General features: G+C 64.1%; 24 protein-coding genes. 18 read left to right on the top strand and 6 right to left on the bottom strand.

Annotated elements, in window-relative coordinates; translation table 11 throughout:
* Positions 1–3: 3 nt before the first annotated feature.
* The 4 genes from ACWGPT_RS04135 to ACWGPT_RS04150 all read right to left on the bottom strand — a co-directional run bounded on the left by ACWGPT_RS04135 (position 4) and on the right by ACWGPT_RS04150 (position 5,844).
* Positions 4–1,632: an ABC transporter ATP-binding protein gene (locus tag ACWGPT_RS04135; protein ID WP_452604312.1), complete on the bottom strand. Its 1,629-nt coding sequence runs from the start codon at positions 1,630–1,632 to the stop codon at positions 4–6.
* Between the two features lie 4 nt (positions 1,633–1,636).
* The gene (locus tag ACWGPT_RS04140; RefSeq protein ID WP_452604313.1) at positions 1,637–2,779 is read right to left on the bottom strand and encodes an ABC transporter permease; all 1,143 of its coding nucleotides are present in this window, start codon (positions 2,777–2,779) and stop codon (positions 1,637–1,639) included.
* Entirely contained in the window at positions 2,779–3,870 is a 1,092-nt protein-coding gene (locus ACWGPT_RS04145) for a microcin C ABC transporter permease YejB (protein ID WP_452604314.1), read from the bottom strand. The genes ACWGPT_RS04140 and ACWGPT_RS04145 overlap by 1 nt, the downstream gene beginning before the upstream one ends.
* A 135-nt stretch (positions 3,871–4,005) precedes the next feature.
* Positions 4,006–5,844, bottom strand: a complete 1,839-nt coding sequence (locus ACWGPT_RS04150) for an extracellular solute-binding protein (protein WP_452604315.1) — start codon at positions 5,842–5,844, stop codon at positions 4,006–4,008.
* Positions 5,845–6,016: 172 nt separating this feature from the next.
* Between ACWGPT_RS04150 and mepA the strand changes: the two genes are divergently transcribed.
* The 6 genes from mepA to ACWGPT_RS04180 all read left to right on the top strand — a co-directional run bounded on the left by mepA (position 6,017) and on the right by ACWGPT_RS04180 (position 11,930).
* Positions 6,017–7,060 (top strand): penicillin-insensitive murein endopeptidase, encoded by a 1,044-nt coding sequence (gene mepA / locus ACWGPT_RS04155; RefSeq protein WP_452604316.1) that lies wholly within the window; start codon positions 6,017–6,019, stop codon positions 7,058–7,060.
* 72 nt (positions 7,061–7,132) lie between these two features.
* Complete coding sequence (locus ACWGPT_RS04160; RefSeq protein WP_452604317.1) at positions 7,133–7,501, top strand: methylglyoxal synthase; 369 nt, start codon at positions 7,133–7,135, stop codon at positions 7,499–7,501.
* A 12-nt stretch (positions 7,502–7,513) separates the two neighbouring features.
* Entirely contained in the window at positions 7,514–8,536 is a 1,023-nt protein-coding gene (locus ACWGPT_RS04165; protein WP_452604318.1) for a glucokinase, read from the top strand.
* 110 nt (positions 8,537–8,646) lie between these two features.
* Complete coding sequence (locus ACWGPT_RS04170; protein ID WP_452604319.1) at positions 8,647–10,431, top strand: ABC transporter ATP-binding protein; 1,785 nt, start codon at positions 8,647–8,649, stop codon at positions 10,429–10,431.
* Positions 10,432–10,450: 19 nt separating this feature from the next.
* A complete protein-coding gene (gene dapB / locus ACWGPT_RS04175; protein ID WP_452604320.1) occupies positions 10,451–11,272 on the top strand; it encodes a 4-hydroxy-tetrahydrodipicolinate reductase in 822 nt (273 codons plus the stop codon).
* Positions 11,273–11,294: 22 nt separating this feature from the next.
* The gene (locus tag ACWGPT_RS04180) at positions 11,295–11,930 is read left to right on the top strand and encodes a 2,3-bisphosphoglycerate-dependent phosphoglycerate mutase (protein WP_452604321.1); all 636 of its coding nucleotides are present in this window, start codon (positions 11,295–11,297) and stop codon (positions 11,928–11,930) included.
* A 17-nt stretch (positions 11,931–11,947) separates the two neighbouring features.
* On the opposite strand, the gene phnF is transcribed toward ACWGPT_RS04180, so the two are convergent.
* Positions 11,948–12,685 (bottom strand): phosphonate metabolism transcriptional regulator PhnF, encoded by a 738-nt coding sequence (gene phnF / locus ACWGPT_RS04185; protein WP_452604322.1) that lies wholly within the window; start codon positions 12,683–12,685, stop codon positions 11,948–11,950.
* An 84-nt stretch (positions 12,686–12,769) separates the two neighbouring features.
* On the opposite strand from phnF, the gene phnG reads away from it, so the two are divergent.
* The 10 genes from phnG to phnN all read left to right on the top strand — a co-directional run bounded on the left by phnG (position 12,770) and on the right by phnN (position 20,695).
* Entirely contained in the window at positions 12,770–13,243 is a 474-nt protein-coding gene (phnG, locus tag ACWGPT_RS04190) for a phosphonate C-P lyase system protein PhnG (RefSeq protein WP_452604323.1), read from the top strand.
* A 4-nt stretch (positions 13,244–13,247) separates the two neighbouring features.
* On the top strand, positions 13,248–13,838 hold the full coding sequence (phnH, locus tag ACWGPT_RS04195; protein WP_452604324.1) for a phosphonate C-P lyase system protein PhnH: 591 nt from the start codon (positions 13,248–13,250) through the stop codon (positions 13,836–13,838).
* Positions 13,839–13,848: 10 nt separating this feature from the next.
* Positions 13,849–14,961, top strand: a complete 1,113-nt coding sequence (locus ACWGPT_RS04200) for a carbon-phosphorus lyase complex subunit PhnI (protein ID WP_452604325.1) — start codon at positions 13,849–13,851, stop codon at positions 14,959–14,961.
* 144 nt (positions 14,962–15,105) lie between these two features.
* On the top strand, positions 15,106–16,005 hold the full coding sequence (locus ACWGPT_RS04205) for an alpha-D-ribose 1-methylphosphonate 5-phosphate C-P-lyase PhnJ (RefSeq protein ID WP_452604326.1): 900 nt from the start codon (positions 15,106–15,108) through the stop codon (positions 16,003–16,005).
* Entirely contained in the window at positions 16,002–16,778 is a 777-nt protein-coding gene (phnK, locus tag ACWGPT_RS04210) for a phosphonate C-P lyase system protein PhnK (RefSeq protein WP_452604327.1), read from the top strand. Before ACWGPT_RS04205 ends, phnK begins: the two co-directional genes overlap by 4 nt.
* A 9-nt stretch (positions 16,779–16,787) precedes the next feature.
* Positions 16,788–17,495, top strand: a complete 708-nt coding sequence (phnL, locus tag ACWGPT_RS04215) for a phosphonate C-P lyase system protein PhnL (RefSeq protein ID WP_452604328.1) — start codon at positions 16,788–16,790, stop codon at positions 17,493–17,495.
* On the top strand, positions 17,492–18,142 hold the full coding sequence (locus ACWGPT_RS04220) for a DapH/DapD/GlmU-related protein (protein WP_452604329.1): 651 nt from the start codon (positions 17,492–17,494) through the stop codon (positions 18,140–18,142). Before phnL ends, ACWGPT_RS04220 begins: the two co-directional genes overlap by 4 nt.
* A 113-nt stretch (positions 18,143–18,255) precedes the next feature.
* On the top strand, positions 18,256–18,969 hold the full coding sequence (locus tag ACWGPT_RS04225) for a DUF1045 domain-containing protein (protein WP_452604330.1): 714 nt from the start codon (positions 18,256–18,258) through the stop codon (positions 18,967–18,969).
* Positions 18,966–20,102, top strand: coding sequence for an alpha-D-ribose 1-methylphosphonate 5-triphosphate diphosphatase (locus ACWGPT_RS04230; protein ID WP_452604331.1), 1,137 nt, complete (start codon positions 18,966–18,968; stop codon positions 20,100–20,102). The genes ACWGPT_RS04225 and ACWGPT_RS04230 overlap by 4 nt, the downstream gene beginning before the upstream one ends.
* Positions 20,103–20,140: 38 nt before the next feature.
* Complete coding sequence (phnN, locus tag ACWGPT_RS04235) at positions 20,141–20,695, top strand: phosphonate metabolism protein/1,5-bisphosphokinase (PRPP-forming) PhnN (protein ID WP_452604332.1); 555 nt, start codon at positions 20,141–20,143, stop codon at positions 20,693–20,695.
* Between the two features lie 6 nt (positions 20,696–20,701).
* Here phnN and polA read toward each other — a convergent pair whose 3' ends face one another.
* Positions 20,702–23,671, bottom strand: coding sequence for a DNA polymerase I (gene polA, locus ACWGPT_RS04240; protein ID WP_452604521.1), 2,970 nt, complete (start codon positions 23,669–23,671; stop codon positions 20,702–20,704).
* Between the two features lie 367 nt (positions 23,672–24,038).
* Here polA and ACWGPT_RS04245 point away from each other — a divergent pair, with 367 nt between their 5' ends.
* A complete protein-coding gene (locus tag ACWGPT_RS04245; protein ID WP_452604333.1) occupies positions 24,039–24,476 on the top strand; it encodes a MarR family winged helix-turn-helix transcriptional regulator in 438 nt (145 codons plus the stop codon).
* A gap of 66 nt (positions 24,477–24,542) precedes the next feature.
* On the top strand, positions 24,543–25,934 hold the full coding sequence (locus tag ACWGPT_RS04250) for a dipeptidase (protein WP_452604334.1): 1,392 nt from the start codon (positions 24,543–24,545) through the stop codon (positions 25,932–25,934).
* The last annotated feature ends 97 nt before the right edge of the window (positions 25,935–26,031 follow it).

Here is a 26,031-nt window from a genome sequence, read left to right on the forward strand (position 1 = left end):
GCGCTACTGGCTGATGGCAGCCGAATCGACCGCCGTGAGATCGAATGCGGCGGCCATCAGCGCCCTTGTATAGTCCTGCTCCGGCGCGTGGAATATCCGTTCCGCCGGCCCTTCCTCGACCACCTTTCCACCGCGCATGACGATGACATGGTTGGCCAGCGCCTTCACGACCTTCAGATCGTGGCTGATGAAGAGATAGGCGAGGTCGTGCTTCTTCTGCAGGTCGCGCAGGAGGTCGACGACCTGGGCCTGCACCGTCATGTCGAGCGCCGACGTCGGCTCGTCGAGCATCACGAAACGCGGCTTCAGCACCATGGCCCGCGCAATGGCGATGCGCTGGCGCTGGCCGCCGGAGAACTCGTGCGGATAGCGCCAGCGCGTCTCGGGATCGAGACCGACCTCCGCAAGCGCCCAGCGCACCCGTTCGTCGCGCTCGTCCGGCGAGAGCGACGGCTCATGAACCCTGAGCCCCTCCGCGATGATTTCCCCCACCGACATTCGCGGGCTCAGCGAGCCGTAGGGATCCTGGAACACGACCTGGAGGCGGTCGCGAAGCGGCCGCATCTGCTTGTAGGAGTAGCTGCCGATGTCGTTGCCGATGAAGGCTATCCGGCCTTCCGAGGAGATCAGGCGCGCCAGCGCCAGCCCGAGCGTGGTCTTGCCGGAGCCGGATTCGCCGACGACGCCCAGCGTTTCGCCGGCCCGCAGCGACAGGCTCACGCCGTCCACGGCTTTCACGTGATCCACCACGCGACGCATCAGACCCGCCTTGATGGGGAACCAGACGCGAATATCCTGTCCTTCCATCACGACCGGCTTGGAGGGGTCCGCCACCGGCGGCTCGCCCCGCGGTTCGGAAGCCAGGAGGTGGCGGGTGTATTCGTGCTGCGGATTGAGGAAGACGTCCTCGACATTGCCGCTTTCGACGATCCGTCCCCCGGTCATAACGCAGACCCGGTCCGCGAACTTCCGGACAATGCCGAGATCGTGGGTGATGAAGAGCATGGACATGCCGTGCTCGCCCTTCAGCCGGCGCAACAGTTCGAGGATCTGGGCCTGGACGGTGACGTCGAGCGCCGTCGTCGGCTCATCGGCCACCAGGAGCTTCGGACGGTTTGCCAGCGCCATGGCGATCATTACGCGTTGCCGCTGGCCACCCGAGAGCTGGTGCGGATAGGCCTGCAGGCGCTTCTCGGGTTCGCGGATGCCGACCTGGTTCAGCAGTTCCAGGATGCGCGTGCGCGCCGCCTGACCGGTGATCCCCTGATGGAGATCGAGGATCTCGCCGATCTGCTTCTCGATCGTATGGAGCGGATTGAGCGAGGTCATCGGCTCCTGGAAGATCATCGTGATGTCGTTGCCGCGAACCTGCCTCAACACCGGATCGGAGGCTTTCAGCAGGTCCTGTCCGCCGAAGAATATCTCGCCGGAGGGGTGGCTTGCGGCGGGATAGGGAAGCAGCCGCAGGATGGAGTTGGCGGTGACCGACTTGCCGGAGCCCGACTCGCCGACAAGTGCCACGACTTCCCCCGGCATGATGTCGAAGGATACGCCGTCCACGGCGCGCGTGGTTTCCTTGCCCTGGTGAAAGGCAACCGACAGGTTCCGGACGGAAAGCAGAGGCTCGTTCATCGGTTCACCGGAAGGTTTTTCGCGGGTCGAAGGCATCGCGGATCGCCTCGCCGACGAAGATCAGCAGCGACAGCATGATCGACATGGTGAAGAAGGCGGTCAGCCCGAGCCACGGGGCCTGCAGGTTGTTCTTGCCCTGTGCGATCATCTCACCGAGGGACGGCGAGCCGGGCGGCATGCCGAACCCGAGGAAGTCCAGCGAGGTCAAAGTGGCGATCGAGCCAGACAGGATGAAGGGCAGGAACGTCAGGGTGGCGACCATGGCATTGGGCAGGAGGTGTCGGAAGATGATCGTGCCGTTGCCGACACCGAGCGCGCGCGCCGCATTCACGTATTCGAAGTTCCGCGCCCTGAGGAATTCGGCGCGGACGATCCCGACGAAGCCTACCCAGGAGAACAGCAGCATGATGCCGAGCAGGACGAAGAAGCCCGGCGGCAGGATCGCCGCGATGATCAACAGGATGTAGAGGACCGGCATCGACGACCAGATCTCGATGAAGCGCTGGAACAGGAGATCCGTCCAGCCGCCGAAATAGCCCTGTACGGCACCCGCGGTCACGCCGATCACGGCCGAGGCAATGGTGAGTATCAGCCCGAAAAGAACCGAGACGCGGAAGCCGTAGATGATGCGGGCCGCAACGTCCCGCGCCTGGTCGTCCGTACCGAGCCAGTTGAGATTTCCGAGGACGCAGGCGGGGTCCTCCGATCCCAGCGGATATCCGGCGCAGCGCTGTTCCTTGTCCAACAGCCAGAAGGGGGCTGTGGGGGCGGAATGCGGGATGTTGGAATTGACGGTCTGGTAGGAGTAGCGGATCGGCGGCCAGATCATCCAGCCGTTGGCCTCGATCTCGTCGGCAATGAAGGAGGAGCGATAGTCGGTCGTCGCCAGGAAGCCGCCGAACTTTTCCTCCGGATAGTCCACCAGCACCGGGAAGAGCACCTCGCCCTTGTAGGAAGCGACGATCGGCCGGTCGTTGGCGATGAACTCCGCAAACAGGCTGAGGACGAAGATGACCATGAAGATCCAGAAGGACCAGTAGCCGCGCCGATTCGCCTTGAAATTCTGCAGCCGCCGGCGATTGGTCGGCGACAGCCAGTCGCGCTTCGGACGCGACGCGGAAGCCGGCCTGTTTGCGGAAGCCTCCATCACACGTCCCTCCGCTCGAAATCGATGCGCGGATCGATCCACGTGTAGATGAGGTCGGAGACGAGGCTGACGACGAGGCCCATGAGCGAGAAGATGTAGAGCGTGCCGAAGACGATCGGATAGTCGCGGTTGACCACGGCGAGGTAGCCGAGGCGGCCCAGCCCGTCGAGCGAGAAGATGTTCTCGATCAGCAGCGAGCCGGTGAAGAAGGCGGAGATGAAGGCGCCCGGGAAGCCCGCGATGACGATCAGCATGGCGTTGCGAAACACGTGGCCGTAGAGGACGCGCCGCTCGGACAATCCCTTGGCGCGGGCGGTGATCACGTACTGCTTGCGGATTTCATCGAGGAACGAATTCTTGGTGAGGAGCGTCGTCGTCGCGAAGGCCGAGAGCGAAAGCGCGATCAGCGGCAGCGTCAGGTGCCAGAAGTAGTCGATGATCTTCTCCCACCACGACAGCTCTGCGAAATTCTCCGACACCAGGCCGCGCAGCGGAAACCAGTCGAAGAAAGAGCCCCCGGCAAAAAGGACGATCAGCAGGATGCCGAAGAGGAAGCTCGGGACCGCATAGCCGACGATGATGATCCCGGAGGTCCAGATGTCGAAGGCGGAGCCATCCCTGACGGCCTTGCGGATGCCGAGCGGGATGGAGATCAGGTACGAGATGATCAGGATCCAGAAGCCGAGCGAGATCGAGACCGGCATCTTGTCGATGATCAGATCGATCACCGAGGCGTTGCGGAAGAAGCTCTCGCCGAAATCGAAGCGGATATAGTCCCACATCATGTCGAGGAAGCGGGTGAGCGGCGGCTTGTCGAAGCCGAACTGCTGCTCGAGCTTGGCGATGAAATCCGGATCCAGTCCCTGGGCGCCGCGATAGCGTGAATTGTCCTCGAAGCCGCCCTGGGAGCCGAGCAGGTCTCCGCCGCCCGACAGCCTGTCGGAGGCGCTGTCGCCCTGCCCGGTCAGTTGCGCGATCACCTGTTCGACCGGGCCGCCCGGCGCGAACTGCACCACCAGGAAGGAAATGCCCATGATCCCGACCATGGTCGGGATCATCAACAGCAGGCGTCTGAGGATATAGGCACCCATCAGCAGCTAGCCCCTGGCATGGCGGGAGCACGAACGCTCGGCGTCGTCAGCGTCAACCGATATTGTCCTTCTTCGCGGCGGGCCGCATGTTTGGTGATTCGCACCGATAGTGATGCCACAGCACCCGACACGAGGCTAGTTCGATGCCCCGGTGGACCACCAGGCCGACGGAAAGCCGAGACCATAGTTCGGCCATCGTTCGGGATGTGAGAGGCGGCTCCAGTAGGCGATCTTCACTTCGCCGGAATAGAACATCGGGACGACATAGTGGTTGGCCAGCAGCACACGGTCCAGGGCCTTGATGGCTGCTACCTGCTCTTCACGGTCGTCTGTGAATATGATCTTTCGGATGAGGGAATCGACTGCCGGGTCGGAGATCCCCGCATAATTGCGCGACCCCTGACGATCCACCGATTCGGAGCCCCAGAAATCCACCTGCTCATTCCCGGGGTTCATTGACTGAGCCCACACGCCGTACATCATGTCATAATCGAAGCTGCGGATACGGTTGATATACTGGGAAGCGTCAACAGAACGGAGACGCGCCTCAATGCCTATCTTCTTGAGGCTTGCCACATAGGGCAACACGGTGCGCTCCTGCGACGGACTGCTCAGCAGTATCTCGAAGCTCAGGGGCTGGCCGCTGTTTGCGTTGACCATCCGATTACCCTTCAACTCCCACCCGGCTTCCTTCAGCAGTCCGATCGCCTTTCGCAGGTTGTCGCGGACCTTCTGAGGGTCACCGCCGACGGGGTTGGTATAAGGAGTGGTGAGGACGCGCGCCGGAATCTGGTCCTTCAGCTCCTCTAGCAGCGCCAGTTCACGGCCCTGCGGCAGCCCCGAGGACGCGAGTTCTGTGCCCCAGAAGAAGCTGTCGACGCGCTTCAGTCCGCCATGGGCGAGGTTCTTGTTGAGGTCCTCGAAGTCGTAGGCATAGTTCAGGGCCTCTCGGACACGTGCGTCCTTGAATATGTCCCGACGCATGTTGGGCACGAAGGCCTGCATGATACCGGTGGCCCTCAACGGATTCGACAGCGCTTCCTTGATTACGCGCCCGTCCTTCACCGCGTCGAAATCGTAACGGGTGGCCCACCGGCTGGAGCTATTCTCCTGACGGAAATCGAACGTTCCTGCACGGAACGCTTCGAACTCGACCTCGGCATCGGCGAAATATGTGTAGCTAATCGTCCGGAAATTGTACTGGCCGCGATTGATCGGCAGGTTCCTGCCCCAATAATCGTCGCGTAACTCGTAGTGGATCGTGGCGCCAGGCTGAACAGAGGCGATCTTGTAAGGGCCCGATCCCATCGTCGGCTCGAGCGTTGTCCGCGTGATATCGCGCGTCTTGCCCTGAGCATCCTTGCCTTCCCACCAGTGTTTTGGAAGAATTGGAAAGTCGCCGACGATTGACGGCAGTTCACGGTTGTTCTTCTCGTCGAAGCGGAAGGTGACGTCGCGATCGCCGGTCTTTTCGGCGGCGGTGACGTGGCGGTAGTAGCCGGAATAGAACGCGCTATGTTCCTTGAGCATCTCCATGCTGAAAATCACGTCCTCGGGCGTCACGGGCTGACCATCGGCCCATTTGGCCTCGGGCCGCAGCCTGAACGTCACCGAAGAAATGTCATCGGGGTACGTTACGGCCTCTGCAAGCAAGCCATAGGTTGCGAACACCTCGTCTTCCGACCGTTTCATTAGCGTGTCGAAGACCATGGTGCTGCCCGCGGCCAGAGCCCCTCGGTCGATCACCGGGTTTAGATTGTCGAACGTCCCTTCATCCGCCAAACGTAACTCACCTGCCTTCGGCGCCTCGGCGTTTACATAAGGGAGTTGCTTGAAATCCTCGGGTAGTTCCAGATCGCCGATTACCGCCATCCCGTGACGCCATCGCGGCTCCTGGGCGACCGTGGCAGTTGATCCCAGAACAATTACCGCCAGAGCGATTGCAACACATGCCTTCGATCGGGCCAATTGCATGCTGAATCCCTTTGCTGTTGTGTTGCGCCGGAGCATAGGCCAAAGCGCGGCAAAAAACAGGCGCGGGACGCTCACAAGCGTATTATCGATGAGGGACCGCCCATCTCCGTTTCAACAAAATCTTCTTTCACGCTAGATTCGGGTGAAATGATTTGCGGGGAAGACGGCAAGCATGCGCAAAACCAGAGGTTTCACGGCTCGGCTGCTAGCGGCTGGAGCGGCCCTGTTCCTGATCGCCGGCCATGCGGCGGCGGACACGCCGGCCAAGGAACTCTTCGGGGGCGCAAAGCTGCCGAGCCGCAACGAGCCGGCTCCCCACGGTTCCTACGCGAAGGGATGCATCGCGGGTGCCGTCGCCATTCCGACCGACGGTCCCACCTGGCAGGCGATGCGCCTTTCCCGCAACCGGCGTTGGGGCCATCCGGAAATGATCGCCCTTCTCGAACGCTTCTCACGGGACGCCGCGAGCCTCGGCTGGGGGACGGGCATCCTGCTGGGCGACATTTCGCAGCCCCGCGGAGGACCGATGCTTTTCGGGCACGCCTCGCACCAGATCGGGCTCGACGCCGACATCTGGTTCACGCCGAAGCCCTCCCAGCCGCTTTCGCCGCAACAGCGGGAAGACCTGCCCTTCACCTCGATGCTCGACAAGAAGCGCTTCCTCACGGTCGATCCGCGACGCTGGACCGACACGCACGCGCGGGTCGTGATGCAGGCGGCGAGCTATCCGCAGGTGGAGCGCGTCTTCGTGAACCCCGCGATCAAGAAGAAGCTCTGCGATACCTGGCGCGGCGACCGGTCGCTCCTCGGCAAGGTGCGGCCCGTCTACGGCCATGACGAGCATTTCCATATCCGCCTCCATTGCCCGGCGGGCGCGGCCGGCTGCAAGCCGCAGGCCCGGGTTGCGGACGGCGACGGCTGCGACAAGTCGCTTGCCTGGTGGTTCACGGACGAGCCGTGGGCCAAGCCGAAGAAGGATCCGAAGGCAAAACCGGTCAAGCCGCGCCCGATGATGCTTTCCGACCTGCCGAAAGCCTGCGCGGCGGTGCTGGCAGCTCCTGCCCGCGGCGCGGACGATGCTCCCCCCGGATCGAGCGTGGCCGCCTATTCCGGCGGCTCGGCAGGCGCGGCGCCCGCCCAGAACATCGAGGCGATCATCAACGGCACGGTGCTGCCGGATTTCGGTCCGATGCCGAAGCCTCGCCCCTTGCCCTGATCGGGCTTTTCAACCATTGGCTGCCGCTGTAGAAGCCATGTAAATCGATTTAAGCCCGACAAGGAATGGGACGTGACCGGCTGCATTGCGCTCATCGCACATGACGAGAAAAAGGACGACATGGCGGAGTTCGCGCGCCGGCACCAGGCCGTGTTGTCCCGGTTCCGGATCGTGGCCACGGGAACCACCGGCGGCAGGGTTAAGGAGGCCTGCCCCGAACTGGAGATTACCCGCCTCAAGAGCGGCCCCCTCGGCGGCGACCAGCAGATCGGGGCAATGATCGCCACCGGCGAGGTGGACATGCTTCTCTTCTTCATCGATCCGCTCACCGCGCTTCCGCATGATGTCGACGTCAAGGCGCTGACGCGTCTCGCCACGGTCTACGACATCCCGATGGCCCTCAATCGTGCGACCGCCGAAAAACTGATCGACTTCCAATAGATGGACGCGACGATGCACCACGCCACAGAGAACGAGCGCCTTCCCTTCCCGATCCTGCTCGGCGACATCGGCGGAACCAATGCCCGCTTCTCCATCCTCGCGGACGAGACCGCGGAACCGATCCGGTTCGCGAACGTGCGGACCGCGGACTATCTGACGATCGACGATGCGATCCGGCAGGACGTGCTGGAGAAAACGCCTGTGCGGCCGCGTTCCGCGATCCTCGCCGTCGCCGGCCCCATCGAAGGCGACGAGATCGACCTGACCAACTGCGACTGGGTGGTCCGACCGAGGATACTCATTTCCGAGCTCGGCTTCGACGACGTGCTGGTGCTGAACGATTTCGAGGCGCAGGCGCTCGCCGTGGCCTGCCTGACGGACGACTACCGCGAGGTCATCGGCCCATCGTTCCCGCCCGTGACGGCTTCCCGCGTCGTCCTCGGGCCGGGCACGGGTCTCGGCGTTGCGGGCCTCGTCCACGCCCGCGAGACGTGGTTTCCGGTCCCGGGCGAAGGCGGTCATGTCGATATCGGTCCCCGGTCCCGGCGTGACTTCGAGATTTTCCCGCATCTGGAGCCCATCGAAGGACGGATTTCGGCGGAACAGTTGCTGTGCGGCCGCGGCTTGGTCAACATTTACCGTGCCGTCTGTGCCGCCGATGGCATCGCGCCAACGCTCGCTCTTCCCGCCGACGTTACCGCCGCCTGGCATTCGGGGAGCGACCGACAGGCCGCCGAGACGGTCTCGCTGTTTGCCACCTATCTCGGAAGGCTCGCGGGGGACCTCGCACTCGTCTTCATGGCAAAGGGCGGCGTCTTTCTCGCCGGCGGCATTTCGCAAAGGATCATTCCCGCGCTCATGCAGCCGGAATTCCGTGCCGCCTTCGAGGACAAGGCGCCGCATTCCGAACTGATGCGGCATATTCCCACCTTCGTCGTCACCCATCCGCTCGCGGCACTTGCCGGGCTCGGCAGCTATGCACGCACGCCGGGGGCCTACGGGATTTCGACCCAGGGCCGGCGCTGGAAGCGCTGATCATTCCTCCCGCCACCGCGGCGCGCCCGCACTAGCCAAGCCGTTGCTCGCTCGCTATAGACCGGCCAAGGACGACCGCTTTCGGCCGTCCACACACGGGAAGACGCCTATTGGGCTCATCTAAAGACAAGAAGCCGCACCTCGATTCCGGGACCGTGACAAGCGTCCTCAAGCGCGTGATCGCGGAGAACGGCCGTGACCACATAAGGGGCTACGCGTTCGCGATCTTCTGCTTGGTGGTCGTAGCGGCGACGACCGCCTTTACCGCTTGGATCATGGAGGCGGTTGTCAACGAGGCCTTCGCAAACCAGCGCGCCGACGTCGTCTGGCTCATCTGCGGTGCGATCTTCGTGGCATTCGTCTTGCGCGGGCTTGCCACCTACGGCCAGTCGGTCACGCTTTCGAAGATCGGCAACAACATCGTGGCGCGCTACCAGCGGCGGCTCTACACCCACCTCATGGGCCTGTCGGTCGGCTTCTTCAGCGAAGCCCGCTCAGCGCATCTCGCGGCGCAGATCAGCCAGAACGTCAACGGGGTCCGCGACGTCCTCAACCTCACGGTCACCTCCACTGCACGCGACCTCCTCACCCTGGTCGCGCTCATCGGCGTCATGGTCAGCAAGGATCCCATCCTTTCGCTGATCGTCTTCGTGGTGGCGCCTCCGCTCATCCTCGCGCTGCGCTACGTGTCGCGACGGCTGCGGAGCGCGACGCGCGAATCCGTGGAACTGAACAGCCACGTGCTCGGCGCCATGCAGGAGACGATCCAGGGCATTTCCATCGTGAAGGCTTTCACCATGGAAAAGGCCCTCGGCAGCAAGGTCGAGAAGCTGATCAGCCAGGCGGAAAACCGCGCCAACCGGATCGCCCGGCTGACCGAGCGGACGGCGCCGCTGACCGAGACCTTTGCCGGATTCGCGATCTCCAGCGTGCTGGCCTATGCCGCCTTCCGGTCGATCTACGACGGAGTTCCGCCGGGTGCCTTCTTCGCCTTCGTGACGGCATTGCTGATGGCCTATGACCCGGCGCGGCGGCTGGCGAAGCTCCAGGTCCACCTGGAGCGCGCCGTGGTCAACGCGCGGATGATCTATGCGCTCCTCGACCTGCAGCCTCAGCAGCGGGAAAAGCCGGGCGCCAGGGACCTCGTGGTGACAGAAGCGCGGATCGAGTTCCGCGACGTCTCGTTCTCCTATGCGAGCGGCGACCCGGTCCTTCGCGGTGTCGACCTTGTGGCCGAAGGCGGCAAGACGACGGCGCTTGTCGGTCCTTCCGGCGCAGGCAAGTCGACGATCATCAACCTGATCCCGCGCTTCTACGATCCTTCGGAAGGCGTCATCCTGATCGACGGGCAGGACATCAGCCACGTCACCAAGATGTCGCTTCGCCAGCACATCGCATACGTGTCGCAGCAGCCCTACCTCTTCGAGGGGACGATCCGAGACAACATCCGATACGGCCGGCCGGAAGCCACGGATGCGGAGGTCGAGGAGGCAGCTCGGCTCGCCTACGCGCATGACTTCATCCTCGCCCAGCCGTTCGGCTACGAGACACCGGTCGGAGAAAACGGCATAACGCTTTCGGGCGGCCAGCGGCAGCGACTGTCGATCGCCCGCGCGCTGGTTCGCAACGCACCGATCCTGCTCCTCGACGAGGCGACGTCGGCGCTCGACAACGAGTCCGAGGCCGCCGTCCAGAAGGCTCTCGAGACCGCGATGAGCGGGCGGACGGTCATCGTCATCGCCCACCGGCTTTCCACCGTCGTCAATGCCGACAAGATCGTCGTCATGCACGAGGGGCGGGCCGTCGAGGAGGGTACCCACGAGACGCTTGCGCAGCGCAAGGACGGTCTCTACGCTCGCCTCAACAATCTGCAGACCCAGGAAGCAAGCCCGTAAAGATGAGAGCATTGCCGGCATGAGCGACAATCCGATGAAACTCGTGGTCGTGGGCGCGGCCGGACGCATGGGCCAGACGCTGATCAGGGTCATCCATGAAACCGCCGGCGCGGTCCTGCACGCCGCCATCGAGCGGGAGGGCTCACCTTTCGTCGGCAAGGATGCCGGCGAAATCGCGGGCGTCGGAACGCTCGGGGTCCCGATGACCGTCGATCCGCTGCAGGCCTTCGTCCACGCCGATGGCGTTCTCGACTTCACGAGCCCGGCCGCAACCGTCGCCTTTGCCGGACTGGCCGCCCAGGCGCGGATCGTCCACGTGATCGGCACGACCGGATGCTCCGCCGACGACGAAGAAAAGATCAAGGCCGCAGCCCGCCACGCGCGCATCATCAAGTCCGGCAATATGAGCCTCGGCGTCAACCTGCTCGGCGTCCTGGTCGAACAGGCTGCGCGCGCGCTCGACCCGGCCCGGTGGGACGTCGAAGTTCTCGAAATGCATCACAAGCACAAGGTCGACGCCCCCTCGGGGACGGCCCTGCTGCTGGGCGAGGCTGCCGCAAAGGGACGCGGAATCGACATGCTGTCCCATGCGGTCAAGGTACGCGACGGCCATACCGGCCCGCGAGAGACCGGTACGATTGGGTTTGCGACGCTACGCGGCGGTTCCGTCGTCGGCGACCATTCGGTACTTTTTGCGGGCGAAGGCGAACTCGTCACCCTCTCGCACAGCGCGCTCGACCGCTCCATCTTCGCACGCGGCGCGGTTACGGCGGCCCTCTGGGGGCGTGACCGGAAGCCCGGCCTTTACGACATGCTCGACGTGCTCGGGCTCAACCACTGACGATCCGGAGGAATTGAATTTCATGAGCGGTACCCTTGTCCTCGTTCGCCACGGCCAGAGCGAATGGAACCTGAAGAACCTCTTCACCGGCTGGCGCGACCCGGAACTTACCGAACTCGGGATCAAGGAAGCCGAGATCGGCGGCCAGGCACTTGCCGATGCGGGGCTGAAGTTCGACATCGCCTTCACCTCGCTCCTCAAGCGCGCGCAGGACACGCTGAAGATCGTCCTCGACAAGGTAGGCCAGCCGGATCTCGAAACGATCCGCGACGAGGCGCTGAACGAGCGCGACTACGGCGACCTCTCCGGGCTGAACAAGGACGATGCCCGCAAGAAGTGGGGCGAGGAACAGGTGCACGTCTGGCGCCGCTCCTACGACATCCCGCCGCCCGGCGGCGAGAGCCTGCGCGATACCGGCGCACGCGTCTGGCCCTATTACATGACCGAGATCCTTCCCCGCGTCCTGCGCGGCGAGACCGTCCTGGTCGCCGCCCACGGAAACTCGCTGCGGGCGCTGGTCATGGTTCTGGACCGGCTGAGCAAGGAAGAGATCCTGAAGCTGAACCTCGCGACCGGGGTGCCGATGGTCTACCGGCTCAACGCCGATTCGACGGTCGCCTCCAAGCAGGTCCTCGGCGACATGTCGGGCGCACACTGAGCAGTTCGGCAGAGGGTTCAGTTCTCGATCGTGAACTGGACCCTGTCTGCGGGGAAGCGGCTGACCGCATACTGGATGGGGACGCCGCTTGCATCGGCGTTCAGTGACCGCGTCACCAGCAGGATCGCCCCCGCCGACAGACCGAGATCCCGCATGTCGGCCTGCTCCGCGTGGCTGGCCGTTATTTCCGTCGTTACCCTCACATAATCGGAAAGCCCGAGCGAGTTGAGCGCCGCCGTGATCGAGCCGCTCCGGCGGTAGGCATGGTCGATCCCTTCAAACCTTGCCGCCGGAAACCAGGCCGTTCCCCGCGAAACGGGCCGGCCATCGGCCTTTCGCAGGATTTCGAGGCGGATGAGCGAGGCCCCCTCCGCAAGGCGAAGCCTTTGCGCGAGATCCTCCGACGCGGGCTCCCCGGCGCTTTCCAGAAGCAGGCCTTCCGTCTCCCGTGCCTGCTCGCCCAAACCTTCGATAAACCGCGTGCGACGTGAAATCGGAAAGTTCAGCCGTTCCTTGCGCTCGATGATGGTGCCGAGCCCCTGAACCGCGCGGACGATGCCTTCCTGGGCAAGCGCCGCAATGGCGCTGCGGACCGTGTGGCGATTGACGCCAAACTGGGCCGCCAGGACGAGTTCCGGCGGGACCCTGCCGGTTTCGTCATAGTCGCCGTTTGCAATGGAGCCGCGGATGCGGTCGGCGATCTGTCGCCACAAGGCCACTCCGCTCTGCCGTTGAACGCCCCGATCCGCCGCCATTGTCATACTCTTGTTACGCAGTCTCGTTACCTATAGGCTACCTTGTATGGTTGTCTATATCAATAGACATTTGATGGGAAGCCGATGACGGAACCTTTGACCGACGTCCGGGAGCATCGCCGTGAAGGCCGCCAGCGCGCGGCCGCACTGCTTGCCCGCGCGACATCCGATGAACTCAATGCCGCTTGGGATAAGCTTTCCGAAAAACCGGAGGTCCGGCCGGTCCGCGGGCCGGAAACGGGCCTGGTGATGGTCCGCGGACGGATCGGCGGTGGGGGCGATCCGTTCAATCTCGGCGAGGCCACGGTCACCCGGGCGACAATCCTGCTCGGTTCGGGAACGGCCGGTCACGCCCATGCTCTCGGGACCGACAAGACGAAGGTGCGGATGGCGGCGATCTTCGACGCTCTCTGGCAGGAAGGCCCGACGCAGGTCTTCGTCGAGACGGAAATCCTTGGGCGCATCGAGGCGCGCATTGCCGAAGAAGATCGGCGCAAGGCGGAGAAGACGGCGGCAACGCGCGTCGACTTCTTCACCATGGTCCGCGGAGAGGATTGACGACATGAACATGCAGGCGCTGACCGGCGGCTTTTCCCAACCCGTATTCGATGCACAGGCCGTTTTCCGGTCGCTGATGGACGGCATGTCGCGGCCGGGCACCGTCCAGACGATCACCACCGAGATCGGGCAACCCTCCCCCTTGGGAAAGGCAGCGGGGGCCGTCGCGCTTTCGCTGTGTGACGCAGACACTCCCGTATGGCTCTCGTCCTGCTTTGCGAAATCCGCCGTGGCGGAGTGGATCGGCTTTCATACGGGCGCACCGTTCGCGGACGAAAAGAGCGAGGCGAGTTTTGTCTTCCTGCAGGCGACCTCCGGTTTCCATTCCTTCGACCTCTTGGCTTCCGGCACGCAGGAATATCCCGATCGCTCGGCAACCGTGGTGATCGAAGTGACCGCAATCGGAGACGGCAAGGCGATGGTTCTCCACGGTCCGGGCATCAAGGGGCAGAGAATCGTCAGCGTCGCGGGCCTGCCGGACATGTTCGGCGATATCTGGAAAGCCAATCGCGCGATCTTTCCCCGCGGAGTTGATGTCATCCTGACGGCCGGCGAGCGTCTGCTCTGCCTGCCCCGAACAATCGAGATCGGCTGAGGAGGCCCGCATGTACGTAGCCGTCAAGGGAGGCGAGGCCGCCATCAACGCCGCCCACAGCCTCCTCGCAGACCGCCGCCGCGGCGACCGGTCGCTGCCTTCCGTCACCATAGAGCAGATCGTCGAACAGCTTGCCCTCGCCGTCGATCGCGTCATGGCCGAAGCCTCGCTCTATGATCGTGCGCTGGCGGCGCTTGCCGTGCGGCAGTCGCGCGGCGACCTGATCGAGGCGATCTTCCTGCTGCGGGCCTATCGCACCACGCTGCCGCGTTTCGGAACGTCCGTTCCCGTCGATACCGCGAGGATGGCGATAGAGCGCCGGATATCCGCCACCTACAAGGACCTCCCCGGCGGGCAGGTCCTGGGTCCGACCTTCGACTACACCCACCGACTGCTCGATCCCGCCCTCCTGGCCGACGAGCCGGTGCCGGCGCCCTCCCGGAAGGAGCCTCTTGCCGGCGCGACCTCACGGGTCTCCGATATCCTTGCCGCGGAAGGGTTGATCGAGGAGGACGGGGATCTGCCGGACGATCGCCCTCCCGGCGATCTCACCCGGGAACCGATGGAATTCCCCTTGTCCCGCGACCTGCGGCTTCAGGCGCTCGCCCGCGGCGACGAGGGCTTCCTGCTGGCGCTCGGCTATTCGACCCAGCGCGGGTATGGCCGCAATCATCCCTTCGTCGGAGAGATCCGCATCGGGGAGGTCGAGGTCGAGATGGATGTGCCGGAGCTTGGCTTCGCCGTTTCGTTGGGGCGCATCCAGGTGACCGAGTGCCAGATGGTGAACCAGTTCAAGGGATCGGCCAAGGCGCCACCGCAGTTCACCCGCGGGTACGGACTGGTCTTCGGCCAGAGCGAACGCAAGGCGATGAGCATGTCGCTGGTCGACCGGGCGCTTCGCGCGGAGGAATTGGGAGAGGACGTTACCGCGCCGGCGCAGGACGAGGAATTCGTGATTTCGCATTCCGACAACGTGCAGGCGACGGGTTTCGTCGAGCACCTCAAGCTGCCGCATTACGTGGATTTCCAGGCAGAACTGGCGCTGGTCAGGAAGATGCGCGCCGATATCGAGGCGACGCATGACGGCAGTGCGGGAGCCATTCCCGGCGCCGCCGGGAGATAGCTGTCAGTCGCGATCAGTCGCGGCCGGCTTCACCATACCAATAGGCACAGCAGATGCCCGTTGCTGCAAATACCGAGAAGAACACCGTGATGAGAAGGCCCGTATCCATGATCAGCATCTCCTTTCGAGTGGGAGAAACACGCCATGTCTCCTGAGGTTCCGTCCGAGGGCGGATTGGCCGCCTATAACTTCGCCTATCTGGACGAGCAGACCAAGCGGATGATCCGCCGCGCGATCCTCAAGGCGATCGCCATTCCCGGCTACCAGGTCCCGTTCGCGTCACGCGAAATGCCCATGCCCTATGGATGGGGCACCGGGGGCGTACAGGTGACCGCGTCCATCATCGGTCCCGATGACGTGCTCAAGGTCATCGACCAGGGGGCGGATGATACGACCAATGCCGTCTCCATCCGCGCCTTCTTCCAGAAGGTGGCGAACGTGGCGGTGACCACCCATACGGGCGAAGCGACGGTCATCCAGACCCGTCACCGCATTCCCGAGCAGAGGCTTTCCGAAGGACAGGTGCTGGTCTACCAGGTTCCGATCCCGGAACCGCTGCGTTTCCTCGAGCCCCGCGAGACCGAGACGCGCAAAATGCACGCGCTCGAGGAATACGGCCTCATGCACGTCAAGCTCTACGAGGACATCGCGCATAACGGCCGGATCTCCAAGACTTATGCCTATCCGGTGAAGGTTGCCGGGCGCTACGTCATGGACCCTTCGCCGACGCCGAAGTTCGACAATCCGAAAATGCACATGTCGGATGCCCTGCAACTCTTCGGTGCCGGACGCGAGAAGCGCATCTACGCCATCCCGCCCCATACGGAGGTGGTAAGCCTCGACTTCGAGGATCATCCCTTCGAGATACAGCGTTTCGAGAAGCCCTGCGCACTCTGCGGCGCCGAGAACGTCTACCTCGACGAGGTCATCCTCGACGACAAGGGTGGCCGGATGTTCGTCTGCTCCGATACGGATCATTGTGAGGACCGCCGGGAGCAGGGCCACGCCGGAGAAATGCTCGCACGCCAGGAGGCCGCGGAATGAGCGATACACCGCTTCTGAGGGTCCATGACGTTTCCAAGTTCTACGGGCAGCGCATCGGCTGCAAGGCCGTCTCCTTCGAGCTGTGGCCCGGCGAGGTGCTGGCGATCGTCGGCGAATCCGGATCGGGCAAGACGACGCTCCTCAACTGCATCTCGACGCGTCTCATGCCGACGACCGGCAGCGTGGAATATGCCATGCGCGATGGCAGCATCCGCGATCTCTACCACATGAGCGAAGCGGAACGCCGCTTCCTGATGCGGACCGACTGGGGCTTCGTCCACCAGAACCCGGCGGACGGCCTGCGCATGACGGTTTCGGCCGGCGCAAACGTCGGGGAGCGGCTTATGGCGGTGGGCAACCGCCACTACGGCAACATCCGCGCAACGGCGACGGACTGGCTGACGCGGGTGGAGATCGGCACCGACCGGATCGACGACGCGCCCCGCGCCTTTTCCGGCGGAATGCGCCAGCGGCTGCAGATCGCCCGCAACCTGGTGACGGGTCCCCGCCTCGTCTTCATGGACGAGCCGACCGGCGGTCTCGACGTCTCCGTGCAGGCACGCCTCCTCGACCTCGTCCGCGGCCTCGTCAACGACCTGGGGCTTGCCGCCATCATCGTTACCCACGACCTCGCCGTCGCGCGGCTCCTGTCGCACCGGATGATGGTCATGAAGGACGGGCACGTGATCGAGCACGGACTGACCGACCGCGTGCTCGATGATCCGCGCGAGCCCTATACGCAGCTCCTCGTCTCGTCCATCCTGCAGGTCTAGGAGAGCACCATGGCCACTCCCCTCGTCGTCTCGGAAGTCTTCAAGAGCTTCACCATGCACCTGCGCGACGGCATCCGCCTGCCGGTCGTCAACGATGTCAACTTTTCGGTCGCCAGCGGCGAATGCGTGGTGCTGGGAGGTCCTTCGGGCATCGGCAAGAGCTCCATCCTCAAGATGCTCTACGGCAATTATGCCGTCGATACGGGCCAGATCCTGGTCGCCCACCGCGACAGGATCGTCAACATCGCCAGTGCCGATCCGCGCACGGTGCTGGACGTGCGTCGCCATACCCTCGGCTATGTAAGCCAGTTCCTGCGGACCGTTCCCCGCGTCTGCGCCCTCGACGTCGTCGCCGAGCCCTTGCTGGCGCGGGGCGTGCCTGCCGCCCAGGCCAGGGAAGAGGCTGCCGTGCTGCTCTCCCAGCTCAACCTGCCCAGGGAACTCTGGGGATTGCCGCCGGCAACCTTCTCGGGAGGCGAGCAGCAGCGCGTCAACATCGCGCGCGGCTTCATCACCGACCACGGCATTCTGCTGCTCGACGAGCCGACTGCCTCGCTGGATGCCCGCAACAGGCGCGTCGTCATCGAGATGATCGCCCGCAAGAAGGAGAAAGGCGTCGCGCTTCTCGGGATCTTCCACGACGAGGAGGTGCGCGACGCCGTCTCCGATCGTATCCTTGACGTCACGGAATTCTCACCACGAAAGATAGCCGCATGAACGCCAAGGTCGGACTCGAGCCCTCCATCCACCCGAGCGCCAGCGTCAGCAACTCCGTGCTCGGACGCTATACGGAAATCGCCGAGCGATGCCGGATCGACGAGGCTGAGATCGGGGATTACTCCTATGTCATGCAGGACGGATCGGTGTGGTGCGCAACGATCGGCAAGTTCGTCAATATCGCGGCATCGGTCCGGATAAACGCCACCAATCACCCGACCTCGCGCGCGACGCTCCACCACTTCACCTATCGTGCCGCGAACTACTGGCACGATGCCGAGAACGAGGAGGAGTTCTTCGAATGGCGGCGGGGGAACAGGGTGATAATCGGCCACGACGTGTGGATCGGCCATGGCGCGACCATTCTTCCCGGCGTGACCGTGGGCAATGGCGCGGTCATCGGTGCCGGCGCCGTCGTCTCGAAGGATGTCGCGCCCTACACCATCGTCGGCGGCGTTCCCGCCAAGCTCATCCGCGAGCGCTTCGCGCAGGAGATCGGCGCACGCATGGACGAACTGGCATGGTGGGAGTGGGACCATAAAAGACTGCGCGCTGCGCTCGATGACTTTCGCAGCCTCACGGCGGAGGAGTTCCTGAGCCGCCATGCGCAGCCCTCACCTTTGACCGAGAGGCTAGAGACAGGTTAGTTCGCCGCGTGCCATCATGATTCTGTCATCCAAATCGCCTAGCGCAGCACCGAGGTCGGTGCATGCGCCTTCCCGCAGCCGTCCGACAGTGACCCCGAGGCCTTAACCTGTTCATGCGCTACGCACTCTATTTCTCGCCGCCCCCCGACGACCCTCTCACCGCGACGGCAAGCGAGTGGCTGGGCCGCGACGCTTTTTCGGGACGCCTGCTTGATCCTCCCGCATCGCTCTCGCTTCCGGCCGAAGAGTGGGAGGGGCTGGTTGTCGAGCCCCGGCGGTACGGGTTCCACGCCACGCTGAAGGCACCGTTCGCGCTTCGCGAGGGACGGACGGAAGCGGAGCTTGTCGATGCGATGGCGCGCTTCGCCTCCGAGACCGAACCCTTCACCATTCCCCGCATAGTCGTCGGCCAGCTCGGCCCCTTCTTCGCCCTGGTTCCCCGCGATCCTGATCCTCTGCTCCAGGCCTACGCCGCCTCCGTGGTCGAGGCCTTCGAGCCGTTCCGTGCGCCACTCTCGGAAACCGACCTCGCCCGCCGCAAGCCGGATCGCCTCACCGCCGCGGAGCGCGGTAACCTTGCACGGTGGGGCTATCCCTATGTCATGGACGAATTCCGCTTCCACATGACTCTGACCGGGCCTGTTGATGTTTCTCGCGCTCCGCAGGTCCTCGCCGAGCTGCGGCACCGCTTCGCCACTTTCGACGACCGTCCGCTTACCATCGGCGGCCTTGCGCTGTTCATCGAGCGCAGCCGCGGGGAGCCCTTCACCATCCATCGGTGGCTGCCAACCGGTGCGCCGCGAGCCAACAGAAAGACCCTTCCATGAGCGCCGAAACCATTCTTTCGAATGCCCGCATCGTCGTTGAAGACGAGGTCATTTACGGCTCGCTCGTCATCCGCGACGGAGAGATTGCCGAACTCAGCGGAGGAGCATCCCGCACGGGTGAGGATTGCGAGGGCGATTACCTGCTTCCCGGCCTGATCGAACTGCACACCGATCATCTGGAGCAGCATTATTCGCCGCGTCCCGGCGTCCGCTGGAACACCACGGCCGCCATCCAGGCCCACGACGCCCAGGTCGCGACCTCCGGGATCACCACGGTGTTCGACTGCCTGCGCATGGGGGCGGACGAGGACGGAGGTTTCGAAAGGGGCGAGATGCGCAGTCTTGCCGATGCCATCAAGGCCGCGCAGGCCGACGGACGCCTGCGCGCCGAGCATCTCTTCCACCTGCGCTGCGAAGTCTCTTCCGACAACGTGCTCGAGCATTTCGCGGATTTCGAGAAGGACCCCCATGTCCGTCTCGTCTCGCTGATGGACCATGCGCCCGGTCAGCGCCAGTTCCAGTCGATGGACCAGTACATCCTCTACTACAAGGAAAAGCGTGGCCTCAGCGACGAGGCTTTCGCCCAGTTCGTGGACCGCAGGAAGGCAGCGTCCGCGACATATTCGGCCCCTCACCGCAACGAACTTGCAAGGATCTGCGCCGAACGCGGCATCACCGTCGCCAGCCATGACGACGCGACGCTCGACCACGTCGAGGAGGCGATCGGCCACGGCGTCCGGCTGGCGGAATTCCCCACGAGCTTCGATGCGGCCGAAGCCTCTCACAAGGCCGGCATGAGCGTGCTGATGGGGGCTCCGAACATCGTTCGCGGGAAATCCCATTCCGGCAACATCGCCGCTCGCGATCTGGCGGAGCGCGGCGTGCTCGACGTTCTCTCCTCCGACTATGTGCCTCTCAGTCTCCTGCATGCCCCCTTCGTTCTTTCCGACGAGCTGGGAATTTCGCTGCCGAAGTCGATCGCCATGGTGACCTCGACGCCCGCGCGGACCGTCGGCCTCGACGACCGCGGCCGGATCGCTCCGGGACTGCGCGCCGACCTCGTCCGGGTCAAGCGAGACGAGGGGGTGCCGGTTGCGCGCGCCACCTGGCGCGAAGGTCGACGGGTGGCGTGATGGAAGGTAGGGCCTCACCCGATCCGGAGGGAGCGAGCATGCTGATCGTCGTGGTCGGCCCGAGCGGTGCCGGCAAGGACACGCTGATGTCCTATGCGGCGCGCCGGTTGGCGCATTGCCCCGACCTCACCTTCGTTCGGCGTGTGATCACGCGCGACCCCAATGCGGGCGGCGAAGACTTCGTTTCGGTATCCGAGACAGAGTTCGAGCGACTGGCGCAGGAGGGTGCTTTCGCCGTTTCCTGGGGCGCCCATGGGCTCAACTACGGCATTCCTGCCGATGTCCGCGGTGATCTCGCCGCAGGCAAGGTGGCGATCGTTAACGGCTCGCGGGAGGCCCTTCCCCACTTCGAGCAGGCCTTCCCCCGACTGACGGTGATCACCGTGACGGCGCGACCCGAGGTATTGGCGGAGCGGCTTCAGGCACGGGGGCGGGAGACCCGCGAGGAAATCCTCCACCGACTGGAGCGCACGACGCCGGAGATTTCCGGCACCTTCGACCTGGTCACCATCGACAACAGCGGCGAACTAAAGGCCGCAGGCGACGCCATGGTTTCAGCCTTGAGGGCCTACCTCCCGGCCTCCAAGGACTAATGAGAGTTAGTGCGCCTCATCCCAGTTTGACGCGGCGCGCGCATCGACCTTGAGCGGCACCGTCATGGCGATCGCGGGCATGGCCGCGTCCTCCATGGTCGCCGTGATCACCGGCAGCGTCTTCTCCACCTCGCCGTCCTCGACTTCGAAGATCAGTTCGTCGTGGACCTGGAGCAGCATGCGAGCCGACAGCTTCGCCTCCTGCAGAGCAGGCTCCATCTTGACCATGGCGCGGCGAATGATGTCGGCGGCCGAGCCCTGGATCGGGGCATTGATCGCCGCCCGCTCGTTGAAGGAGCGCACCTGCGGGTTGGAGGAGCGGATCTCGGGATAGTGGGCGCGGCGGCCGAAAATCGTCTCGACATAGCCGTGCTGGCGGGCAAATTCCTTGGTGCTGTCCATGTAATCGCGGATGCCCGGGAAGCGCTCGAAATACTTCCTGATGTATTCGCCCGCTTCCGACCGGTCGATGGACAGCTGGTTGGCGAGGCCGAAGGCCGACATACCGTAGATGATGCCGAAGTTGATCGCCTTCGCGCGCCGGCGGATCTCGCTCGGCATGCCTTCCACCGGCACGCCGAACATTTCCGATGCGGTCATGGCGTGGATGTCGACGCCGTCGGCGAATGCCTGGCGCAGCTGCGGGATGTCAGCAACGTGGGCAAGCACCCGCAGTTCGATCTGGCTGTAGTCCGCGGAGACGAGCTGGCAGCCGGGCGCTGCGATGAAAGCCGTGCGAATCTTGCGGCCCTCGGTCGTGCGGATCGGGATATTCTGCAGGTTGGGCTCGACCGACGAAAGGCGGCCGGTCGTGGTCGAAGCGAGGGAATAGGACGTGTGGACCCGCTTCGTCTGCGGGTGGATGTAGCCCGGCAGGGCGTCCGTGTAGGTGGACTTGAGCTTGGTCAACTGCCGCCAATCGACGATCTTGCGCGGGAACTCGTGGCCGGCGGCGGCGAGATCTTCCAGCACCTGCGCCGAGGTGGACCACTGTCCGGTCTTCGTCTTGGCGCCGCCGGGCAGGCCCATCTTGCCGAACAGGATGTCGCCCAGTTGCTTCGGCGAGCCGATGGTGAAGCGCTCGCCGGCAATCTGGTAGATTTCGTCCTCGATCGCCGCGGCCTTCTGCGCGAGTTCGCCGGACAGCCGGGACAGGATCTGTCGATCGACGGTGATGCCGCGTTCTTCCATGCGGGCGAGCGTCGAGACCATGGGACGCTCCAGCCGCTCGTAGACCCGCGTCAGGCGGTCGGCGACCAGGCGCGGCTTCAGCACCATTGCCAGCCGGAGCGTAAGATCGGCCTTCTCGGCGGCATAGGCGGAAGCGCGTTCGATCTCGACGAGGTCGAAGCTGACGCCCGATTTGCCGGTTCCGGCAACGTCCTTGAACGACGCGGGCATGTGGCCGAGCCAGCGGTCGGACAGCGAGTCGAGGCCGTGCCCGCCTTTGCCCGCCTCCAGCACGTAGGACATCAGCATCACGTCGTCGTAGCCGGCGATCTCGATCCCGTGTCGCTTCAGGACCAGGTAGGCGTATTTCAGGTTATGTCCGACCTTGAGGACGGACGGATCCTCCAGCAGCGGCTTCAGCCGCTCCATGACCTCCTGCGGGGTCATCTGGTTTTCCGCCCGGCCATTGCCCAGCAGATCGTTGCTGCCGCTCTGGTGGCCGAAGGGAATGTAGGCGGCGCGGACGTCCAGCCCGGTCGGATTATGGGTATTGTCGGCAATCGCCAGGGACATGCCGACGAGTTCCGCCTGCATGGGGTCGACCGACGTGCCTTCGGCTTCGAAGGCAACCAGTCCCGTTTCCCGTGCAGATCGTATCCAGTCGTCGAGATCCTCCGGATCATCGATGGTGACATAGCGGCTCTTGTCGATCCCTGCGCTCGCGAAGGCTTCCGCACGCGCCTTGGCAAGATCGCCCGGCATGGAAGGCGCATAGATATCCAGCGCCGCGGCCTTGCCGTTGCCACCCGTCACGACGGCACTCCCCGAACTGCCGCTACCGGCATCGAGATCAGGGCCGCGTGCTGCGGCACCCCATTCGACCCTTACCTCGCCCGGCTCGATTGCGCTGGCATCGCAGTCGCAGGCTTCCGCGACGCGGCGCGTCAGGGTCCCGAACTCCATGGCCTTGAGGAAACCGATCAGCTTCGGTCCGTCCTGCGGCTCCAGCACCAGTCCGTCCAGGGGAATTTCCAACGACACGTCGGTGCTGAGCCTGACAAGCCTGCGCGACAGCCTGGCAAGTTCGGCATTGGCGACGATGTTCTCACGCCGCTTGACCTGCTTGATCTCCGACGCGCGTTCCAGGAGCGTGTCGAGGTCGCCGAACTCCTCCAGGAGCTGTGCCGCGGTCTTGGGGCCGATGCCGGGAATGCCCGGCACGTTGTCGACGGAATCGCCCACCATGGCCTGCAGGTCGATCATCTTTTCGGGCGGCACGCCCCATTTCTCGATTACCTCGGGAACGCCGATCTGCTTGTCCTTCATGCTGTCGTACATGTGGACATTCGCCGTCACGAGCTGCATCAGGTCCTTGTCGGACGAGATGATCGTGACGTCGGCACCGACTGCTTCCGCCTGCCTTGCATAGGTGGCGATGATATCGTCGGCCTCGAAGCCTTCGGTCTCGATGCAGGGCAGGTTGAACGCCCTGGTCGCCTGGCGGATCAGGCCGAACTGCGGAACGAGGTCTTCCGGCGGCTCGGACCGGTTCGCCTTGTAGGCGTTGTAGAGATCCTTCCGGAACGTCTTTGCGGAATAGTCGAAGATGACGGCAAAATGCGTCGGCGTTACCCCGACGGAAGTGTCGCGCGCGTCGGTGAGCAGCTTCCACAGCATGTTGCAGAAGCCCGATACCGCCCCGACCGGCAAGCCGTCCGACTTGCGGGTCAGTGGAGGCAGGGCGTGGAAGGCCCGAAAGATGAAGCCGGAGCCGTCGACGAGGAAGAGATGATCGCCTTTTTTCATGGCTATGGAATAGCGTGGGGCATAGGCCCCGTCCATGAAAATCCGGGCATCTTCGCCGCATGCGCGATGTCACCCAAACGTTACCGATTTGTAATTCGGCATTCCCTTGAAAACCCTGATCCCGCTTCTCATCTCCTGGTCACGGCGACTGATCACGCCGCAGTCCGGTAGCTGGCTCGTCCCCCGCCGCGCCGGACCGGGCAAAGGCCTTCCCCCCTCTCCGGGCCTTTGTCCTTTCGTTGAGACCGTCACGGCCGACCCCCTCCCGGCCGTGGCGGTTTTTCTTTTTGGGGCCGCATCGTCGCAGGCCTGGGGAAAGCATGGGCTGCTATCTCCCCCGCAGTTCTTGGCGACAGGGCCCCCGTTCATGGCGTTCGACCGCTCGCATAGCGCAACCTATCTTGCCGGCCAGCTGGCCAAGTGCTTTGCGCGCTCGCTGCAGAGCCGTGCGACCGGGCTCGGCTTTTCCCCCGGCCAGTTTCCCGTTCTCCTCGAGCTGTGGCAGGAAGACGGATTGACGCAGAAGCAGTTGCTCGACCGGCTGGACGTTGAGCAGGCGACGCTCGCCAATACACTTGCGCGGATGGAGCGGGACGGGCTGGTGCGCCGCGAGCCGCATCCTCGCGACGGGCGCGCGCAGATCGTCCGTCTGACGGAAAGCGCACGGGACCTCGAGACAAAGGCTGTCGACGCAGCTGCCGAGGCCGATGCCGCCCTCTTCGCGGGGTTCAGGCAGTTCGAGCGGGAACTGATGCTCGAGTTCATGCGCATGGCGATAGAGAACGGTCGCAAGGCCTCGACCTGACATCCGGGCTCGAAACATAGTGGGCTTTGCAATATGGTAGCGCCTGTTTTGAAGACAGGATTCCCCATGACCGACATCTCCCCCGTCCTCGATCGTGCCGATCACAACATCCACCAGAGCCTGGATCGGCTGTTCCAGCTGGTCCGCATCAAGTCGATCTCGACCGACCCGTCCTACAAGGCCGACTGCCGCGCCGCGGCCGACTGGCTGGTGGAGACGCTGACCGACATCGGTTTCGAGGCCTCGATCCGCGAGACCGCCGGGCATCCCATGGTCGTCGCCCATCATGCGGGCGCCATGGATGACGCACCGCATGTGCTCTTCTACGGGCATTACGACGTGCAGCCGGTCGACCCGATCGAGCTTTGGGAAGACGATCCATTCGCTCCCGCGCTCAAGGATCTCGGCAACGGTCGCGAGGTGATAACCGGCCGCGGCACCTCCGACGACAAGGGCCAGCTGATGACCTTCGTGGAGGCCTGCCGCGCCTACAAGGAGATCAACGGAAGCCTCCCGCTCCGAGTCACCATCCTGTTCGAAGGCGAAGAGGAATCGGGTTCCCCGTCGCTGAAGCCGTTTCTCGAGGCCAATGCCGAGGAACTGAAGGCAGGCGCCGCGCTGGTCTGCGATACGAGCATGTGGGACGGCGACACACCGGCGATCGCTGCCACACTGCGCGGCCTGGTCGGCGAGGAGATCACCATTTCGGCTGCCGATCGCGACCTGCATTCCGGGCTCTTCGGCGGAGCGGCCGCCAACCCGATCCATATCCTGACTGAGATCCTCGCCGGCCTGCACGACGAGACCGGCCGGGTGACCCTGGAAGGTTTCTACGATGGTGTTGAGGAGACGCCGGCGAACATCAAGGCAAGCTGGGAAACGCTCGGCCGGAGTGCCGAGAATTTCCTCGGCGATGTCGGCCTGTCCGTCCCCGTCGGCGAGAAGGGGCGATCCGTCCTGGAACTGACCTGGGCGCGTCCGACCTGCGAGGTCAACGGAATCTGGGGCGGCTATACCGGTGAGGGCTTCAAGACGGTGATCGCCGCCAAGGCATCGGCCAAGGTTTCGTTCCGCCTCGTGGGACACCAGGACCCGGCAAAGATACGCGAGAGCTTCCGCGCCTATGTCCGCTCCAGGGTCCCGGCCGACTGCTCCGTAGAGTTTCACGAGCACGGGGGCTCGCCGGCGATCCAGCTGTCCTACGATTCACCGGTGCTGACCAAGGCGAAGAACGCGCTCTCGGACGAATGGGCGAACCCGGCGGTGATCGTCGGCATGGGCGGCTCGATCCCGATCGTCGGCGATTTCCAGAAGATGCTCGGAATGGAGTCCCTGCTCGTGGGCTTCGGCCTCGTCGACGACCGCATCCATTCGCCGAACGAGAAATACGACCTGAAGTCGTTCCACAAGGGCATCCGCTCGTGGGTGCGCATCATGGCCGCACTTGGCGCGCGATAGAAGCGCCGGCGCCCCATCTCCCAAACGCAAAAAAGGTCGGGCTACCCCGACCTTTCTGCTTCCCGATTCATTTGGCGCCAGTACATCCGTGGTCACC

This window comes from Pseudorhizobium sp. NPDC055634 (assembly GCF_053618655.1).

Excerpts from the sequence above, each read along its gene's own strand:
- ACWGPT_RS04135 (WP_452604312.1), bottom strand. The coding sequence starts at position 1,632 with ATGAACGAGCCTCTGCTTTCCGTCCGGAACCTGTCGGTTGCCTTTCAC.
- ACWGPT_RS04140 (WP_452604313.1), bottom strand. The coding sequence starts at position 2,779 with ATGGAGGCTTCCGCAAACAGGCCGGCTTCCGCGTCGCGTCCGAAGCGC.
- ACWGPT_RS04145 (WP_452604314.1), bottom strand. The coding sequence starts at position 3,870 with ATGGGTGCCTATATCCTCAGACGCCTGCTGTTGATGATCCCGACCATG.
- ACWGPT_RS04150 (WP_452604315.1), bottom strand. The coding sequence starts at position 5,844 with ATGCAATTGGCCCGATCGAAGGCATGTGTTGCAATCGCTCTGGCGGTA.
- mepA (WP_452604316.1), top strand. The coding sequence starts at position 6,017 with ATGCGCAAAACCAGAGGTTTCACGGCTCGGCTGCTAGCGGCTGGAGCG.
- ACWGPT_RS04165 (WP_452604318.1), top strand. The coding sequence starts at position 7,514 with ATGCACCACGCCACAGAGAACGAGCGCCTTCCCTTCCCGATCCTGCTC.
- dapB (WP_452604320.1), top strand. The coding sequence starts at position 10,451 with ATGAGCGACAATCCGATGAAACTCGTGGTCGTGGGCGCGGCCGGACGC.
- ACWGPT_RS04180 (WP_452604321.1), top strand. The coding sequence starts at position 11,295 with ATGAGCGGTACCCTTGTCCTCGTTCGCCACGGCCAGAGCGAATGGAAC.
- phnF (WP_452604322.1), bottom strand. The coding sequence starts at position 12,685 with ATGGCGGCGGATCGGGGCGTTCAACGGCAGAGCGGAGTGGCCTTGTGG.
- phnG (WP_452604323.1), top strand. The coding sequence starts at position 12,770 with ATGACGGAACCTTTGACCGACGTCCGGGAGCATCGCCGTGAAGGCCGC.
- phnH (WP_452604324.1), top strand. The coding sequence starts at position 13,248 with ATGAACATGCAGGCGCTGACCGGCGGCTTTTCCCAACCCGTATTCGAT.
- ACWGPT_RS04200 (WP_452604325.1), top strand. The coding sequence starts at position 13,849 with ATGTACGTAGCCGTCAAGGGAGGCGAGGCCGCCATCAACGCCGCCCAC.
- ACWGPT_RS04205 (WP_452604326.1), top strand. The coding sequence starts at position 15,106 with ATGTCTCCTGAGGTTCCGTCCGAGGGCGGATTGGCCGCCTATAACTTC.
- phnK (WP_452604327.1), top strand. The coding sequence starts at position 16,002 with ATGAGCGATACACCGCTTCTGAGGGTCCATGACGTTTCCAAGTTCTAC.
- phnL (WP_452604328.1), top strand. The coding sequence starts at position 16,788 with ATGGCCACTCCCCTCGTCGTCTCGGAAGTCTTCAAGAGCTTCACCATG.
- ACWGPT_RS04220 (WP_452604329.1), top strand. The coding sequence starts at position 17,492 with ATGAACGCCAAGGTCGGACTCGAGCCCTCCATCCACCCGAGCGCCAGC.
- ACWGPT_RS04225 (WP_452604330.1), top strand. The coding sequence starts at position 18,256 with ATGCGCTACGCACTCTATTTCTCGCCGCCCCCCGACGACCCTCTCACC.
- ACWGPT_RS04230 (WP_452604331.1), top strand. The coding sequence starts at position 18,966 with ATGAGCGCCGAAACCATTCTTTCGAATGCCCGCATCGTCGTTGAAGAC.
- phnN (WP_452604332.1), top strand. The coding sequence starts at position 20,141 with ATGCTGATCGTCGTGGTCGGCCCGAGCGGTGCCGGCAAGGACACGCTG.
- polA (WP_452604521.1), bottom strand. The coding sequence starts at position 23,671 with ATGAAAAAAGGCGATCATCTCTTCCTCGTCGACGGCTCCGGCTTCATC.
- ACWGPT_RS04245 (WP_452604333.1), top strand. The coding sequence starts at position 24,039 with ATGGCGTTCGACCGCTCGCATAGCGCAACCTATCTTGCCGGCCAGCTG.
- ACWGPT_RS04250 (WP_452604334.1), top strand. The coding sequence starts at position 24,543 with ATGACCGACATCTCCCCCGTCCTCGATCGTGCCGATCACAACATCCAC.